We start from the raw sequence: 17620 nt of genomic DNA, 5'->3' as shown, positions 1-17620 counted from the left end.
AATCACCGGCATGAGTGCACTGTATCGTCTTCGTGGGCTTGAGTACTCTTATCTTTGGAATAAACAACAGGTTCCTGTTCTTAAAGGCATCGATCTGGAGTTGGAAAAGGGCTGCTTCACTTGTATTGTAGGCCCGAGTGGGACTGGAAAGACGACGTTGCTGAATCTGTTAGGATTGATCGACACTCCTTCGAATGGCCATATCGAATTCGCTGGTGAAGACGTGACTCGTCTTGAAGAAAGTGAAAAAGAACAAGTTCGTTTGCATAAAGTCGGATTCATCTTTCAATCTTTTTATCTGATTCCGACTTTGACGGTGTTAGAAAATACGTCTTATTTTCTTCCTTCCTTGGGCTATAATCACGCCGAGGCTCAGAAAACGGCGCTGGAAACCTTAGACCTTTTGGGATTGGCAGATCATGCCAAGAAAAAACCTCTGGAGCTTTCGGGTGGACAACGTCAGCGCGTCGCCATTGCCCGCGCGATTGCTAAAAAACCGGTCGTGGTTTTAGCAGATGAACCGACGGCGAATCTGGATTCGGTCACCGCAGAAAAAACCATCAATGCTTTTAAGGAACTGCAAAAAGCCGAAAACACCAGCTTCATTTTTTCTACGCATGATTCGCATCTTGTGAGCTTTGCTAAGTCTGTTTATCCGATGAAAGATGGTCGCATCCAGGAGAGTCGCTAATGTTTGAGCTGATTAAAATTGCTTGGCGCAATCTTTTTAGAAATCCTCGCCGAACTTTGGCCAGCCTTTGTACCGTCGCGCTTGGTGCCGCGGGCCTTTTGATTTATCAAGGCTTTAATTCGGGTGTGATGAATCAGTACCGTGAAAACGTCATTCATGGATATTACGGCTATGGACAAGTGTTTCCGAAAAACTATTTCGGCAAAGTACATGAAACTCCTTGGAAGGCTTGGTTTGAAAATCCGGAAGAGATCGAAAAACAAATTCGTTCCTCATCGTCAGTGACTCAAGTCTTTCCTCGTGTTTCTTTCTATTCTTTTATCGTCAAAGGCGGAATCACCTTAGGTGGTAAAGGGGAGGGTGTTATTCCCGAAAGAGAAAACGCGTTTTTTACTGACATGAATTTCATTTCCGGCGGCAACTTACAAAGTGTCGATGAAGTGATCTTGGGTAAGGGTTTGGCCGAAAGCTTAGACGCTAAAGTCGGTGATACGGTCACGTTATTAACTCAAACCGTGAATAACCAATTGAATGGCGCTGATCTCAAAGTGTCAGGCATTTTCTTTACCGGTAAGAAAGTGATTGATGACTCTTTTTATCGCGTGGACCTGAAGCAAGCTCATCAGCTTTTAGATACCAATCGTATCGAAATGTTTTCTTTAGCGACAAAGGGAGTGGAAGCTTGGCCACAAGTTGAAAAAGACATTCACGATGCGAACTCCAACGTCGAAGCCATTCCTTTTGAAATCTTAGACAAAAACTATTATCAGAACTCTGTCGATTTCTTGAATGCGCAGTTTGCATTCATTCGCTCTATTATTCTGGTGATCGTGGCGATGGGTATTTTCAACGTGATCTCTGTCGGTCTTTTAGAGAGAGCCGGAGAGATGGGTGCCCTTCGCGCCAACGGCGAAAAACGCTCGCGCCTTTTCCGTATCCTGCTTATTGAAAATAGCTTGTTAGGAACTTTGGGGGGCTTTTTAGGAATCTGCTTGGCGGTCCTCATCGACAAGACGTTACTGCGCGGAGGAATTCCCATGCCGCCGGCACCGGGGATCACGCGTCAGTTTATCGTGTACTTAGATATTATGGCTCCGCACTACGTGCAGGCTCTTCTTTTGCCGATGATTGCAACGGTGTTAGCAAGTCTTTATCCGACAGTGAAACTTCTTAAGAAGTCGATCCCAGAGCTTCTTCGTTCGACATAGATTTCCAAGAAGATCTATCTTTGAAAAATCCCGCGATCATTGCGGGATTTTTTATTTTGAGTTTTCTCTGATTTTTCATTACGTGTTTCAAATGTGGGTCCACAGTGTCCATCTATTAGATATATGAGTCGGTGACATCCTGACTCTTGCTTATTGTGTCCACTCTCTGTACAACGGTGCCAAAGTGACGTTTTTAGTCATCTTCTAGAGTGCCAGTTCTATTTTAGCGCTCATGACTCAAAGAACCTTAGGTATAAGAATTGCTTTTGTGTTCCACCGAGGACTAAATTTTATGAGAGTATCCGTTCTGGTAAATTCCAAAGCCGGGTCTGTGAATGCAGATCTGATTGAAGCGAAAGTACGCGAAGCTTTGTTTCGCTGTGACCTTCGTTTCAGCCGTCCGCAGACGCTGACGGAGATGGCGGATTTCCTTAATGAAGAGATGTCTCATAAAACCAACGCCATCATTATCTGTGGTGGTGATGGTACCATCAATGTCGCGCTTCAATGTTTAATGAAGTATGATGACTTAAGTAAGATTCCACCTATTACTATCGTACGTTCGGGAACCGCGAACGATTTAGCTCATGAAATTGGAGTCTCTCACCGCATTGATCGCGCGGTTCGCAATATCTTTGAAGGTGTCGTTAAGAATATCGATGTAATCGAGGTTAGTTCTCCCGAACAAAAAGCTTATATGTTGACTAACGGAGGCTTAGGTCTTCCGGCAGTGGCTGCGGAGCTCGCAAATAAATTTAGAAATCATCTTCGCACTCTTTCGACTTGTCCCAAATCAGCAAAAGCCTTCCGCTATCTTGCAGAAAAAAGTTATTACGCGGTAAAGAAAATGGGACCCGGTGTTTATTCGATGATGACCGCCGAAGCGATTCGCACTTGGAATCCCGATGGCTGGGGTCTTGAAATTGAAATTCCGGGCAAGGTTAACGTCGAGACAAATTCACCCATCGTTCTAGTCAGCAATCAGCAAAGTATTGGCGCGAGCTTTTTACCGGCTCCTTACACGTCCAATACCGATGGCACCGTGAACTTACTTTTATCCGAAACTAAAACGGCCCAGCAACATGCAATGGCTGCTTTGCGAATCCGTAAAGGTAATTTAGAAAAATTCAATGCCTTTAAAACTTTCGAACTTCGAGAGTTCAGACTAAAGAGCCAGAACCCCCGCCGCTCTTTGACTTTCTTTGGGGATGGCGAGATTCTTCTTAAGGACGTGCAGGAAATTTCAATCCGCTGCTTACATCGCGGACTTCCTATCATGGTCCGACAATAATGATATTTCTGGAGGCTCCGTGAGCAGACCTCGTATCCTCGTCACCGGGGGCACTGGCTTTCTCGGAAAATTGGTCGTTCCACTTCTTCGTGAAAAATTCGAAGTGGACGTCCTGTCACGTTCAGGCCAGACAGAAGTCCAGGGCGATCTGACTCATTGGAATGCAGATCTTAATTTTGAAACTCTTCGCTCAAAAAAATATTCCATCATCGTACACATGGCAGGACTTTATGATCTGAAAGGATCTTATGTTGATTGTTTTCAACATAATATTTCGGCGATGGGAATTGCACTGAAAGTCGCTGAGGCTTTAGAAATTCCGTACTTCCTTAATACCAGCACTGTCGCGGCGGCTATCAACTCAACCCTTTCGACGGTGAAACCTTACGATCTTAATTTTTCTAAAGCCTTCCCGGATGCTTATTCTGATTCGAAAGCGTTGGGTGAACAGGTTTTGCACAATTGGCCGGTGAAGAATATCAAATCACGAATCAATCTGCGTTTGGGAGTGCTTGTCGGGGATACTAAGAAAGGCCGCATCGAACGTATCGATGGACCTTATCACGCTCCAGAGTCTTTTAAAAAAATCCGTCCTTTGATTGAATCACTTCCAACGGCATTGCCATTGCCAGGAAATGAATCGGTGAAGATGCCGATTGTTCCTGTGGATAAAGCCGCAGAAGCCATTGTGAAATTTTGCGAATGGGCTCTGACCGAAAAACCTGAAGGCTATAAAAGCTTTCATGTTACGCCGACGTACGGTTTGACGGCAAAAGAACTTTACACGGCCACATTAAAGCGCCTGGCGATTCCTAATAAAGGCATCACCCTTGTCAGCAAAGTGCCAAAACCTTTGATGATGAAAGTTTCAAGTCTGGTGGCGCGCTTTCCTGAAGAAGAACTTTTTTATTTAATGAACTTTCCAACTTACGACACCGAGGCGACGCGCAAAGTTCTAGGCCCTTCTTGGTGTCCTGAGTTTAAAGAATATGAACAAGCATTCTGGAGCGGGTATGAAGCATTCGTATCGAATCGCCGAAATTAGTTTCGGCCGACCGCACTGGGATGCGGCTTATGAGTTTGAATTTAACGGCAGTCACTTTGAAGTGCAGCGCTTTAGTGTGAATTTCTCTGTGGATGGCGTGCGCCGTCTGATTGAAACGCTTCGCAATCAAGTGGATGCCTTTGCTTTAACAAGCCTGCCTCCGGTAATTAAGCTTGAACAAAAAAGCTATGTTCATCGCCAGTATTTAGAAATCATGGGGATTCCTTCGCCAGTACCTTTATGTGATGGAACGGGGCTTCGTGAAATCGCGAACATTAATTCTTTAGTTAAAAAAATTGAATCGGGGAAGATTCAGCCTGAAGGTGGGATCTTTTTCCCATCGGCGGTGTTTTGCGCCGAGCTGGAAGAATACATTCGTCATCGCTATCGCAAATCCGTTTACATCGGTGACGCCTATTCTTTATTGGGCGTACCTTGGTTGATTCAACCTTTCCCAGGTTTGATGACGCTTTCAAAACTGGTTTTGAATGTCGCAAACTTCAAAGATCTTCGTAACAACACTCCGTTGGCGGAAACAAAACTTCAAAAGATGAGTCGCTCCTCTTTGGCGGCACAGGTTGAAAATGTTCAGTATGTTTTCTGTGACTTGCCGTTTCTTTTACTTTTCGACTCAGCCGCTACGGAGTTTGTACGCGGGAAAGATCTGGTCATTTGGTCTTCGCATCCTTTGATGGAAGCGGAAGTAAAGAAGTACAATCCTCGTAGTATTATTAATTTGTTCCCGGAAAATTATCGAGTGCATCCTTACATGAATTATTCTGTTTTGGATGCGACTTTGCGTTTGGTGCACAACCGCACGGCGCCTTTAAGCATTGAAGAGTGGGAGCAACTGATGACGGAGGATACTGAAATCCGTCAGGTGGCGCGCAAGTATGTGATGACTCGCAATACTTCCACGCAAGCGAAGATTTCTAAAGGTATCAACGTCGTTAAGAATAAAATCTTAAGTGAAAAAGAACCGGATTTTGCGTTTGTGATTCATGCCTTATCTCATAGCGATTTTATGCGTGTGCCGGGGCTTTCTGCACTGAAGTACATGCCGAAAGAATGGAATGATTCTTTTGATAAAATGGCTTCGAAAGTTCCGCCTTTTGTTCATGGGCACGTGAAACATGTCATCAGTGAAGAATCGGGTAAAGAGATCAATGGTATTATCTATGCCTTACCAGCAACACCGAAAGTTTTAAAAAACACGGATCCCGAAGTCGTTTATCGCAAGATTGAAGGCATCTGTTACGATGCCGCCAATCGCGGAGCGAAGATGATTGGCCTTGGCGCTTACACGAAAATCGTGGGCGACCAAGGGATCACTATCAATCAGAACAGTCCCATTCCGGTGACAACGGGAAATAGTTTAAGTGCTTCAGCGACACTGTGGGCCTTAAATGACGTGGTTAAAAAAATGCGTCTTTTGAATCAAGATCCGCAGACAGGCATGGTTGACGGCATGGCGATGGTGATTGGTGCCACAGGTTCTATTGGGCAAGTTTCTGCAAAACTTCTTTCGCTGGTCTTTAAGAAACTGTGTCTGGTAGCGCCTCGTATGAATCGTCTGCAAGAACTGAAAGAGACGATTCAGAAAATGGCTCCAGGTTGTGAAATCACAATTGCTACAGATGCCAACGAGCTTGCTCCGCAGGCGGATGTCCTTGTGACGGCCACTTCCGCGTTTGATCACAAAATTGTGGACGTGATGTTGTTGAAACCAGGCGCAGTAGTCTGTGATTGTTCCCGCCCTTTGGATTTCGACATTGAAGATGCGAAGAAAAGACCGGATGTTTTAATCATCGAATCGGGTGAAGTGATTTTACCAGGACCGGTCGAGATTGATTTTGATATGGGGCTTCCTGGTAAAGCGGTTTATGCGTGCTTAGCGGAAACGGCATTGCTGACTTTGGAAGGACAGTTCGAGGCCTTTACCATGGGCCGCGATATTGAGTGGAATAAGGTTAAGCAGATCTATAGAATGGCCCGTCGCCACGGAGTTCAATTGGCGGCGATTCAAGGTCATACAGGAATTATCACGGATAAGGAAATTGAGCTCACACGACAACTGGCTCTTTCAAAAAGAAATAAATAGGAGATGTCATGAAGACACTTTTAGCCTTGTGCACCTTTGTATTTGCAGTTCATGCGGTCGCGGAAGAAAATCCCGCAGAGTGGGTTAAAAAGGCCGACAATATTCGCAATCCGGCAGAATCTTATGAAATGAAAATCCGTGTAGAGACTCCGGAAAACAATTCTGTATTCCAAGTTTTTTTGCAGGGGCAGGATAAAACCTTGATCGTTACTAAAGAACCGGCTCGGGACAAGGGTCGCAATATGTTGATGTTGGATCGTGACTTCCACGCTTATGTTCCTAACTTGAAGCGCTCGATGCGTTTGTCCTTGGCACAAAAACTTTCAGGTCAAGTTTCTAATGGCGATATCTCGCGCACTCGCTGGTACGGCGATTACGATGTGACGAAAGAAGCCGACAACGGTAAAGAAGTGCAGCTTCTTCTTAAAGGCAACAAAGACAATCTGACTTATGCGTGGATTCGTCTTTGGCTGAAAAAAGGGAACTTCGAACCCTTGCGTGCGGAATATTTGGGATTGAACGGAAAAACCGTTCTTAAAAGAGCGTTTTTTGAAGACTATAAAAGTATCGCCGGCGCGACTCGCCCGACGACTTTGAAAATCGAAGATACAAATAAACAAGTCAGCTTCGTGCGCATCCTTGCCATGGGTAAAAAGACTTTCGGTGAATCCTTTTTTACCGTTCGTAACATGGAAAGCATGAAGTAGTGAGATTTGGCCTTCTTCTGATCCTTCTTTTAAATTCAGCCGTCGCGATGGCGGACCTTACGGTCGCGCCTCGCTATGAATATATTCAAGGCACAGAAGAAGAGTTGGCCAATCGCCTGATCGTCAAAGGGAAGTTGAACTCGAAAGTCGGGCCTTTCGGAATTTTCGTCGAAGGCTTTGGTGAGTTTGAAGGAAACGAAGATCAGGCCTTCGTGCGCAGATCACCTTCCCATGGATATCTTCAAGAAGCTTACTTTGAATTCAACCTCGATTCTTTTTATGTGCGGGTAGGACGGCAGGCTTTGCGTTGGAGCGAAAGTTGGACTGTTCCCTCTCTGGATGTGTGGACGGGACGCCGATGGAACCGCTTGTTCTTTGATCCCTTGGCCGACCAGCTCACTCATTCTACCGGAGTTGTTTTCTCGTATGCCCGGGAAACTTATTCTTTGGAGTTTGTGGGTGTGGGGGAGCTTGCCGAGTCTTATTACCCTGTGCCGATTCCTCAACCCGATGTCGAAGAGAACACCAGCTTTGGTGGACGCGTGAAGTGGAATTGGGGGAACTTTGCATTTTCCGCTTTATCTGCGCAAGTCCTTACCACCGATCACTATGGCGTTACGGGGAACTATGCGTTTGAAAATGCCGTTCCGAAATTTGAATTGGGATACGTTCATGATCGTAAGGCGTTGGAAAATCAACAAGACCGAAAGTTTGCGACCTTGGGTTGTGATATCTTTTGGGGGAACTGGATCTTGCTGACTCAAGTTAGTCGATATGAAACTTTAGTCCCGAACGGCTTGGCTTACGAAACCTCTTATTACCTGACGGGACAGTGGAACCCGAACCGTCACGACGTGCAGCTTCAGGCATTCTATAACCCGGATGCAGAAAGCAATTTCGGAAGTTTCAGTTACGGTTACAATATTACAGATTATTTTACGGTGTCGGGCTTTGTGCAGAATTATGCGGGCGTCAGTGGTCTATATAAGATTTATGAAGAGATTACCGGTGGCACCGTGGTTGGTTTACGTTTAGAATTAAGTGGCAATTTAGCGTTTTAAGGAGCTTTCATGGCAAAAGAATATTTTTCTGATCTGAATTACACCTTGTCCAATGAAGACACGCGTATCGAGTATGATCTTCTGCCAAATGGGGTGGAAAGAGTGTTCAGTATCGCCGGCTCTGGTGCACGCTGTTTGCCTTTGATGGCGAAAAATCCGAAGTATCTTGATGTGATCGATATGTCAGTCAGTCAGCTTTATCTTTGTGAACTGCGTTTGCAAGCCATGAAGACGTTAACATATGAAGAGTATCTTTTCTTTATGGGATATCGTGGAGCCCTGCAAGCGGGCAGCGATAAAGGGGATGATCGCGAAGCGCTCTATAAAAGATTAACTTTGTCCCAGGACGCAAAGAACTATTGGAACGAGCGCGTGTCGGGATGGAAGCCTAAAGGTTTTATTTTATTGGGTCGTTGGGAATCTCACTTTCAAAAATTGGGATATCTTTTCCGTGAGGTCTTGCAATGTGATTTCAGTAAAGTTTTTGCAGCCCAAAGCTTGGAAGAACAAATCGAACTCTATGAAAAGCATTGGCCGAAAATTCGTTGGAATAGTTTTATCAAAGTTGCCGCCAGCGAGTATGTTTTCAATAAGTTCTTATACAAGGGACATTTCAGCGGGAAGTCCGAGCACAGAACTGAGCAGCGGGCGCCTTCTCAATTTATTATGGAAGAGTTCGATCGCATTTTTAGAACTCAGTTGGTTCGTAAAAACTACTTCATGCAAATTCTGTTTTTAGGCCGAATTGCTTATGAGGAAGGTTTGCCGTTAGAAGCACACTTTGAAACCGTCGAGGCTGTCAAAAAGTCCAGCACTCAAGTCCGTTATCTTCATGGGAATCTTTTGGAAGAGCTTCCTAAGCATGCTTATGATTTTATCTCGTTGTCCGACACGATTTCTTACCTGTCAGAGCCTGACGCCAATCAGATTTTACAAAAGCTTTCCCCTGAGACTCGAAGCCAAAGTCAGATGGTCATCCGCTCGTTTATGAGAGCGCCCACCGCTATTGATACGAAAAACTGGGAGCCATTGTCAGATCGTAATCTTTGGGCCCAAAGCAAAGATGGCACCGGGGTTTATCAGTTTCATATTTTCCGCAAAAAGTAGTGTTTCATTCTGAGAACGTTTCAAGCTGATACTTAAAGCTTCCCCTCGTTTTTACCGATAAATGAGGGGTCAATGAAAAATAAGAACGTCAGCAAGATCAACATTTTGGGCCTCTTTCTTTTGATGGCGGGCTGTACGGATACGACTCCGACAGTTTCTATCTTGCGTTCTATTGACGGTTTCAATTTCACCAACAATCACGTGATCACCGCGAGCATGAATTCCGTGTCTTTGCAGGCGGAGTGCTCCGCTTTCGTAGGCGAAGTACAGATGAGCTTTGATGGTGGCACGACGTGGGTAAATCCAGCGGATTATCAGTCGACGGCCAAGAATACCTGCGAAAATGGAAAGTTTGAAATCACTCTTTCTAATTCCAAAGCTCCCTGGGATGCGATGACTTTTTCAAACGGGGATACGGTGTCGGTGAAATTCCGTGCGCAACCGCGCATTGGTGATTTTATCTATCGCACCGTGAACGTGAAGTATGTCCCTTCCTCGCCAATGTCTCATGAGATTTTAGCGGGATCACAAGTGCAAACCGGAACGGGCTTGCATCTGCGTGGTCGCGTGCGTGCTCAGGATCAGCATGTGGCTTCAGGGGGAGGATTTAAGATTCGCGGAAGGATCACTCAATGAAGTCGATCTTGGCGATTCTTCTTTCTTTAAGTGTTCAAGCCGTGGCTGCGACAGGTCCTGGCCCGATGTTGACGTACGAAGGTATTCTGACGGATGCCACAGACACTCCCATTACGACGGCGCAAACGGTGACCTTTGAAGTTTTGCAAAGCGGATCTTGTGTTTTGTATCGTGAAACTCAAACGGTGACTCCAGGTTCCGTAGGTCAGTTCAGCGTGATCGTTGGTACCGGAAATAGAACCGACTCAACGACGAACACTTTAGAGCGAATCTTTGCGCAAAGCGGGACCGTAAACTGCGAAGGTTCATCACCCGTCGCCGCAGGAAGTTCATCGTCTCGTTCATTGCGCATCACTGTCGGGGCCACAGTTTTAACTCCTGACGTGACAATCACTTCTGTCCCTTATGCAATTCAGGCACAGCGTTTGGGTGATAAGCAGGCCTCTGATTTTGTGAACGTCAACGCGACCACGACTCAAGCGAACGTGGATAGTCTTTTTGCTCGTTATACAACTCTTGATTCTATTCTAAATATTTTCCCGACGGCGGCTCCCGCTAATGGAAGTATCTTGATTGGGAATGGCTCTGTTTATCAATCCGGCGTTTTAAATGCGGGTACCGGTATTAACATCACGAGTGGTGCGGGTTCAATTACGATCTCTGCGACCGGTGGTGGGGGCACAGGAACCGTCACGAATGTAACGGCTTTGGCTCCTCTGAATGTGACGACACCAACGACGACGCCTCAGATTTCTATTCCACAAGCAAGTGGAACGGAAAGCGGTTATCTAAGCACGGGTGACTGGAATACTTTTAATAATAAACTTTCCGGAGCTCTGCCTGCAGGAAATATATTTGTTGGTGATGGCAGCAATAAAGCAATGGCAGTCCCCTTGACTGGTGATGCCTCGCTTGCGACGAATGGTATTTTAACTTTGAATTCAGTGGGAACGGCTGGCACATACGCCAAAGTGACCGTGGATGGAAAAGGTCGCGTGACTTCAGGCGGAGGTTTGATTGCGTCAGATATTCCAGGACTTCCTTGGTCGCAAATCACAAGTGGAACGCCGACAACGCTTGCCGGTTATGGTATCACTGATGCAGTTAAAAATTCGGGCGGCACTCCAAGTATTCAATCAGGTACGGATACAGGAAAGCCCACAGCGGGAACTGCCGGTCGCCTGTACGTGACGACAGATACGCAAAAAATTTATCGTGATAGTGGTTCAAGCTGGGAGCTTTTAAGTTCAGGAATTTCTACTGGTGCGACGGGGACTGCCGGCGGTGATTTGTCAGGCACTTATCCAAATCCTTCAGTGGTGAAACTGCAGGGACGTGATATCGCAGCGACGATGCCTTCCAATGGACAGATATTGAAATACAACGGAACAAACTGGTCACCGATGGCGTTGAGTTTTGCCGATGTGACTGGAACTCTGCCTGTTGCACAGGGCGGGACGGGAAGCGCCTCGTTACCTGCGAATAGACTTTTGATCTCGAATGGAACTGGGGCTCAGGTAAATGGTTTCAGTTGTACCGTGGGACAGTTAGTTTCGTTTGATGCCAGCGGTATGGCGACTTGTGCGAATATTGGAAGCACGGGCGCTGTCGTTAAAGACGGGAACACATTTTCTGCGCCGCTCACGATTGGAACTAATGACAATTATTCACTGCATTTTGAGACTGCAGGATTGAACAGAGTCACCGTTACGAATGCCGGTCACGTAGGCATTGGAACAAGTAGTCCAAGGACGTCGTTAGATGTTACGCGCGATGGAACTTCGTCAATTATCGGTGCGACGACAGTATCGACGGACCCTGATCACTATTCTGCATTTTATGGATACACTGCTCGAGGAACTTTGGCGACTCCGACTCATCCGCTGAGTGGGCAAGGTATTGCAGCATTCTTTGGCGCCAATGCAATCAATCCTGTCGGCTATGCTGGTGTAAGTATTTCCGCAACTGAAAATCACACGGCGACCGCACAAGGTATGGCTTTGGACTTAGTCGTGACCAAAAACGGGACCACGACAGGAAGTTCGGGCATTAGAATTTCGAATGACGGTAAAGTGGGGATTGGAACTACAATCCCTGGCTTTAGAGTACAGATCTCTGATGATGCGTCAGCAACTCCACTTGGTTTGACTTCGGCGAATACCACGGCAACGGGATTACGAATCTACAACTCTAGCGGCTCCAACCTCAGCGCGTGGAATATCGGTCAAGCCGGATCGACTTCTACTTCTACTTGGGGACCCTTGGGAACACTTTCGTTTAAGCATGATTCACTCGGGACTCCTGTACTATCCCTACTTCCATCGAACGGCTTGTCGAATCCCTACATGGGTGGAGGAGTAGGGATTAATTCCACAGTATTTACGGGATATTCTTTATATGTAAATGGAAACGCGGGCGGCACTCACACGTGGACGAGCTCGTCGGACCGACGATATAAAAAAGATATCCACGTTTTGTCAGCTGCTTTGGAAAAAATATTAAAATTGCGAGGTGTCAGTTTTGTCTGGGACCGCGCAAGTTTTCCAAATAAGTCTTTTCAAGCTGGACAGGATATTGGTGTGATCGCACAAGAAGTGGAAGCGGTATATCCTGAAGCGGTGACTACAGGCGCGGATGGATATAAGGCCGTCGCTTACTCTAAACTCGTCGCCCCACTGATCGAAAGCACGCACGAACTCTACGGCATGTGCAAAGCCCAAGAATCACAGATTGTAGCGCTAGAGCGTAAGATCGCTTCTTTAGAAGAAGCTAAAGTCGTTAATGAAGAACGCATGCAGAACTTAGAAAAAGAAAATGCAGCTCTTAAAAAAGATCTCGAAATGATCAAACAGAAACTAGGGCTCTAGTTTCCGTCTCAGTCGAAGACAGTCTAATCTCATCTTCAAACAACATTGTCATTTTATCGCCACGATTTTTCCATATTTGTTAAACTTATAGATATAGGAAAAACCAAGAGGTACGTGTAATGGGAAAATCACTGATAGTAATGGCATTGCTATTGTCCTTTTCTGCCGAAGCAGGCTGGTTCAAGAAAGACATCCGCTATGAACGTGGGCATCTTAAGAAAATTAAATGCTCCTATTCGGGTGTTAATAGAGCACCGGCTTCAAAACCACTTGAAAATGTAACTTTTGAAGATCCAGCAAACACCGTTTGTACTCCGCTTTCTCAAAGTGCGGGGACGACACCTGAGAGTGGATTGTTGGGAAAGCTGATTCTGCGAACTCCAGAGATGGGTCAAAAGATTTCAGGGGTGATGGACTATTACAACAAAGGTTTAAAGCTCGATGCCAAGCTTTACTTTGCTGACGTGAATGTTCCTACGTCGCCATTTACGGCGGGTTTTAAAAACGTGAATGATGAATTCTTGGTGGATGCTCAAGGCAATAAGCTGATTGAGAACTTTGCCATCGAATACACATCTGTCTTAAAACTTTCTGACAAAGATAAAGAAGGTCACTACGAGCTCGCAACTCTATCTGACGATGGATCGCGCGTTTTCGTGAAAGAAAATAATCAGTGGAATGAAATCATTAATAATGATGGTGACCACTCCACACGTATGGGTTGTGCTTTCCGCACGGTAGAATTGAAGAAGGGGACCGAACTTCCGATCAAGATTCTTTACTATCAGGGGCCACGCTACCATATTGCGAATGTGATGATCTGGAAACATCATAAAAAGGCCCAGACGTGGAAGAAACAAAACAGCAATCCGTTGTGTGGTGTTGCTTCCAACAAATATTTCTACAATCCTGACAATGGAAAGAAATTGTTGCCCGTGAAGTTCTTAGAGCAATTGGGTTGGTCGACGATCGCAGCAGCTAACTATAAAATGCCTGCGCAAACAACGAACCCTTGTCCCCCTGAAGAACCACCTGTGGAGTTAGCTTTGTCGGATTTCGTCGTGGTCTCTGCGGCGGCTCCAACGGCGGTCTTAACTTGGAAGACCAATCTTCCAGCCAACAGCCAGTTGAGAATTCTTAACGTGTATACAGGTGAAGAAATTTATACTCCTGTAGATGCGAATCTAGTGACTGATCACACGGTGAACTTGGATGGGCTTGTTCACGGGATCTATTATCTAGCGCAAGCGATCTCGATCGATAAAGACGGTCGTAAGGTGATCAGCTCGCAAATCGTTTTATTGCCGTAATTTATAAGCTTTTCACTCGGGAAAGTGTCTAGTCTCTAGACACTTTCGTTCTTGCTTTGAAGATCTTTCATCGCGGTGTCGGACTTTGTCACCGCTTCTTTAGATGTTCCCAAACATATGATAGTTAATGCCTCACTTTATAAATCACGAAGTGAGGTCGTATGAATTTCAAATTTATTCTTGGAGCCTTCCTGTGCCTTTCAGGAATCGCTACTCAAAAAGCACACGCCTACTTTATTGCCTCTGAGCCGGCTACGATCCGTGCGGGCGTACCGACGGATGTATTCGTGGCTGGTTTTGGTGCAGATCAAGGCAACCAGTTTTTAAAGACCGCTATATTAGCTGCTAAAGTCTCACGAGATCGCTTTCCAGAGCGTCAACGTGTCATCATCAGCCCGGTGAATGAATACTTCGAGGCTGAGCGCTCTATGCTTGCTAATGCGGGCTTCGGCTTCCGTAAAGCAGATAAGGATGAACTTGTTAAGAGCCGTCTCATTTTGGCTATGAGATATCTAAATGCGCCGATCAGCTCTTTGCAGTTTTTCGGTCATGCGAACACGTACAATGGTTTTCGTTTGCAAGATAAACGGGATCGAATCAATCACGAAGACGAAGAGTTTGCTCAAATCGGCAGTCTTTTAGCTCCTAACGCGATTGTGGTATTCAACTCTTGCAACTCGGGCTGGTTGTTAGCTCCAACGGGTGCGAAATTGTGGCGTCGTCCTGTGTTTGGAAGTATGACATCTTCTGATTTCCACGAGCCGATGAGTGATGGTCAGTGGTATGAACACAATCCTGGTTCTTTCCCAGAAAATCTTTCTCGTATTGGTCAAACAACAAGCGTGATCCGTCAAAGCCTTGATTGTGGAACTCGCAAATGCCTTCGTCTTCGTCCGGTGAACACGGCTTATTACGATGACTTCGGAAGATTCAGCAAAGGTTTAGGTTTTTATAAGGTGTTTTCACCAGTGGAAAGCCTGATTCCCCAAGCATTGATTCACTATACATTGTTAAGCCCGACAGTGACTCCGCTTTCAAAACAGTCTTCTCGTCAAGAGATGATTAACGCCGTTGTCGACTGGATGTGTCCGGTTGATAAGAGCAGCAAAAAACGCAACGCCTGCCGTGAAGCGATTGAAACCAAAGCTTACGAGTCTAATCGTACAATGAATTTCTTCAGCGGAACTCCGGTGGCATGTGGCAATACGACTTGCGCGACAATCGTGAAATGCAACGTTCTTAAAGCTGTTGTCGGTGCCGTTCCTTGTAAGACCGTTGATTTGGATGACACAAAGTCCACAGTGTTCAGCGATCAGATGAGACAGATCATGAAAGGTCTTGATCTTTTCGAAGCGGGACAGCTGAAGTTGTAATTCGCATTTTAAAAAGGTGAATAGAAAAGCGCAGTGCGAACTGCGCTTTTTTTTTGAATTGAATGCTCAATCAAAATCGCTCTGAGCTTGGAAAACATTGAACGGCCGTTATCGCTTCGAGCTTGATAGTCATTATTAACGCATCTGCTTACTGCAATCGTGGCAGTAGATTTTACTTCTGGTAGTCTAAGTTTAATACTCGTAATTTTCTGTTTCTGTTTCTGTTTCTGTTTCTGTTTCTGTTTCTGTTTCTGTTTCTGAAACCTCCGTTCAACGATTGACGCTGAAGCTTACTTCCACGGTGGAAGTGAAATAGCTTGAAGCGAGAATAGCTTTCCAGACAGTACTACGCTGATTTCGAGAAACTAATCTCTTTATACTTGTTTGCGGATAAATTTCCTTCTTATAAAGAACCTCAGTTTACCGGTGACGCTAACACTTACTTCCACCGTGGAAGTAAAAGTACCTACCCGGGGGTAGTAGCTAGAATTGAAAAAATCTTACTAATCACAATTGAATTAAATCCGCCCGCTTTTTGCGAGACGACCAACGACATAACGCAACCGCTTACTGCCATCGTGGCAGTAACAACGCCCTAATTTTTAAGAAAGGAAAAAACTATCCCGCCGTCAGCCAAAACTCTAGCGGTGTTGTCAGAAGACTGACCAGGAATGCCAGCGAGGCAAGAACGACAACTGTTGCGACTTTTTTCTCATTCGCCATATACACGAAGTACGCGAGCAGATTTAAACTCAAACTTGCGATCAAACCAAAGAGCAGCACCTGCTGGGTCATGTGATAGGCCGAGAAAATGGTCAGTGCCTGCATGAACAGTAAAATCCAGACGAGCTTTTTAAATGCAAACTTCTGAGTCAGATAATTTAAATTCAAAACCGCAAGCCAGATAAACAGATTCAATAAGAAAATAAAGATGTTCGTAAAGACATGCGCTGAATGTTGAATCGAGGCGCGCAGAAAAAGAGCGACGGCGATCACAACAGCAATCCAAACAAATATATGAACCGGGTGTCTTTTAGGAAGCATGGAAAAAGGCTATCACAGGGCTGATACGGTGTCTTGATTTCGCAATCCGATGACATAACCCATCAAAGATAGAAGGGCCATCAAGATACCCAATTGAGGGACCCAGTGATGCTGAATTAGAAATGCACCTAAGGGAGGACAGATCACATGGGCCAGGGACTGCAACGAACTTGAAAATCCCAAAGCCATGCCTTCATCTGATTTGTGTAAAGTCTTTGTCAAGCGGCTGGTGATTGTCGGACGTATTAATGAGTTACCAATCCCAAAAAGTCCGCAGGCAAAAAAGAAGAAATAGACGTTATGAAAGAAACCAACACCCAAATAACCTAAGATGGTTAAAAGAAATCCTGACAAAGTCAGCCGATGATTGCCGAAGGTCTTTTCTAAGCGTGGCAACAGAACACCTTGAACAACGATGCCTATCACGCCTAAGACGCCGAAGAGATATCCAATCTCTGAAGGGCCATAGCGTCGGCCTTCAGCAGTGAAGAACCGACTTTCCATGATGAGGCCCAACCCTGATACCAAAAATGCAAAGGAGCAAAAGAAAAGAAGGAACTGCAAATAGCATTGGCGGGTTCCCGACGTTTGCCAGAAACCGTGCAGTGTCTCTATGATGGATTTTCTGACGACCAACGCGGGCATTTTGTTAGGGAGCAATGTTGCACACAGAAGAAAGCTCAAGCAAGCCAACGAAAAACTCACATAGATAGGAACCGTCCAATCGATCTTTGCAAAAATACCGGTCAATGCAGGTCCGATAGTAAGTCCTAATCCTACGATAGCTCCGAATAAACCGAAAGCCCGAGTTCGTTCTTCTTCTCGAGTGGAATCGGCGATCATCGCTTGCACTAAAGATAAATTGCCCGCGCCTATTCCCGAAAGAATGCGTGCGATAAAAACCATCGTCACACTGGTGGAGGAAGCTAAAAGAAAGAATCCTGCCGCCAAAAACACCTGACTTAACAACAACAGCTTCTTACGACCATAACGGTCTGAAAGCCTGCCAAGAACGGGACTAAAAAGGATTTGCATGACAGCATAAGCCGCAGTGATAAGGCCGGTCTCAAAGACAGAGGCGCCCATTTTCATCGCGAAGAAGGGCAGAAGGGGAATGATCATCATCATTCCCAGAATATCTACAAAGACGACAAGAAATAGAGGGACAAGAGTCACAGG

General features: G+C 45.6%; 14 protein-coding genes. 12 read left to right on the top strand and 2 right to left on the bottom strand.

Annotation, left to right across the window (positions count from 1 at the left end):
- Positions 1 to 10: 10 nt before the first annotated feature.
- The 12 genes from AZI85_RS11835 (at position 11) to AZI85_RS11780 (ending at position 15397) form a co-directional block, all read left to right on the top strand.
- Positions 11 to 691, top strand: a complete 681-nt coding sequence (locus AZI85_RS11835) for an ABC transporter ATP-binding protein (protein WP_063244232.1) — start codon at positions 11 to 13, stop codon at positions 689 to 691.
- Positions 691 to 1899 carry an ABC transporter permease gene (locus AZI85_RS11830; protein WP_063244231.1) on the top strand — a complete coding sequence of 403 codons (1209 nt, stop codon included), beginning with the start codon at positions 691 to 693 and terminating at the stop codon, positions 1897 to 1899. Before AZI85_RS11835 ends, AZI85_RS11830 begins: the two co-directional genes overlap by 1 nt.
- A gap of 292 nt (positions 1900 to 2191) precedes the next feature.
- Positions 2192 to 3190: a diacylglycerol/lipid kinase family protein gene (locus AZI85_RS11825; protein WP_063244230.1), complete on the top strand. Its 999-nt coding sequence runs from the start codon at positions 2192 to 2194 to the stop codon at positions 3188 to 3190.
- A 19-nt stretch (positions 3191 to 3209) separates the two neighbouring features.
- Positions 3210 to 4235: an SDR family oxidoreductase gene (locus tag AZI85_RS11820; protein ID WP_063244229.1), complete on the top strand. Its 1026-nt coding sequence runs from the start codon at positions 3210 to 3212 to the stop codon at positions 4233 to 4235.
- A complete protein-coding gene (locus tag AZI85_RS11815; protein ID WP_063244228.1) occupies positions 4204 to 6336 on the top strand; it encodes a dehydrogenase in 2133 nt (710 codons plus the stop codon). The genes AZI85_RS11820 and AZI85_RS11815 overlap by 32 nt, the downstream gene beginning before the upstream one ends.
- Before the next feature lie 8 nt (positions 6337 to 6344).
- Positions 6345 to 7043, top strand: coding sequence for an outer membrane lipoprotein-sorting protein (locus AZI85_RS11810; protein ID WP_063244227.1), 699 nt, complete (start codon positions 6345 to 6347; stop codon positions 7041 to 7043).
- A complete protein-coding gene (locus AZI85_RS11805; protein ID WP_063244226.1) occupies positions 7043 to 8104 on the top strand; it encodes a hypothetical protein in 1062 nt (353 codons plus the stop codon). Before AZI85_RS11810 ends, AZI85_RS11805 begins: the two co-directional genes overlap by 1 nt.
- A gap of 9 nt (positions 8105 to 8113) precedes the next feature.
- Positions 8114 to 9211 (top strand): DUF3419 family protein, encoded by a 1098-nt coding sequence (locus AZI85_RS11800; protein WP_063244225.1) that lies wholly within the window; start codon positions 8114 to 8116, stop codon positions 9209 to 9211.
- Positions 9212 to 9283: 72 nt separating this feature from the next.
- The gene (locus tag AZI85_RS11795; RefSeq protein ID WP_253720965.1) at positions 9284 to 9847 is read left to right on the top strand and encodes a hypothetical protein; all 564 of its coding nucleotides are present in this window, start codon (positions 9284 to 9286) and stop codon (positions 9845 to 9847) included.
- Positions 9844 to 12714 (top strand): tail fiber domain-containing protein, encoded by a 2871-nt coding sequence (locus tag AZI85_RS11790; RefSeq protein ID WP_063244224.1) that lies wholly within the window; start codon positions 9844 to 9846, stop codon positions 12712 to 12714. The genes AZI85_RS11795 and AZI85_RS11790 overlap by 4 nt, the downstream gene beginning before the upstream one ends.
- 119 nt (positions 12715 to 12833) lie before the next feature.
- Positions 12834 to 14024 carry a PA14 domain-containing protein gene (locus AZI85_RS11785; RefSeq protein WP_063244223.1) on the top strand — a complete coding sequence of 397 codons (1191 nt, stop codon included), beginning with the start codon at positions 12834 to 12836 and terminating at the stop codon, positions 14022 to 14024.
- A 161-nt stretch (positions 14025 to 14185) separates the two neighbouring features.
- A complete protein-coding gene (locus AZI85_RS11780) occupies positions 14186 to 15397 on the top strand; it encodes a hypothetical protein (protein ID WP_063244222.1) in 1212 nt (403 codons plus the stop codon).
- A 618-nt stretch (positions 15398 to 16015) separates the two neighbouring features.
- Here AZI85_RS11780 and AZI85_RS11775 read toward each other — a convergent pair.
- Together AZI85_RS11775 and AZI85_RS11770 are read right to left on the bottom strand one after the other, a co-directional pair.
- A complete protein-coding gene (locus AZI85_RS11775; protein WP_155724006.1) occupies positions 16016 to 16441 on the bottom strand; it encodes a hypothetical protein in 426 nt (141 codons plus the stop codon).
- 12 nt (positions 16442 to 16453) lie between these two features.
- Positions 16454 to 17617 carry an MFS transporter gene (locus tag AZI85_RS11770; RefSeq protein ID WP_063244220.1) on the bottom strand — a complete coding sequence of 388 codons (1164 nt, stop codon included), beginning with the start codon at positions 17615 to 17617 and terminating at the stop codon, positions 16454 to 16456.
- Positions 17618 to 17620 lie beyond the last annotated feature (3 nt).

The organism is Bdellovibrio bacteriovorus (assembly GCF_001592755.1).
GTDB classification, from domain to species: Bacteria; Bdellovibrionota; Bdellovibrionia; order Bdellovibrionales; family Bdellovibrionaceae; genus Bdellovibrio; species Bdellovibrio bacteriovorus_E.
This window is presented reverse-complemented; position numbering and strand designations above follow the sequence as displayed.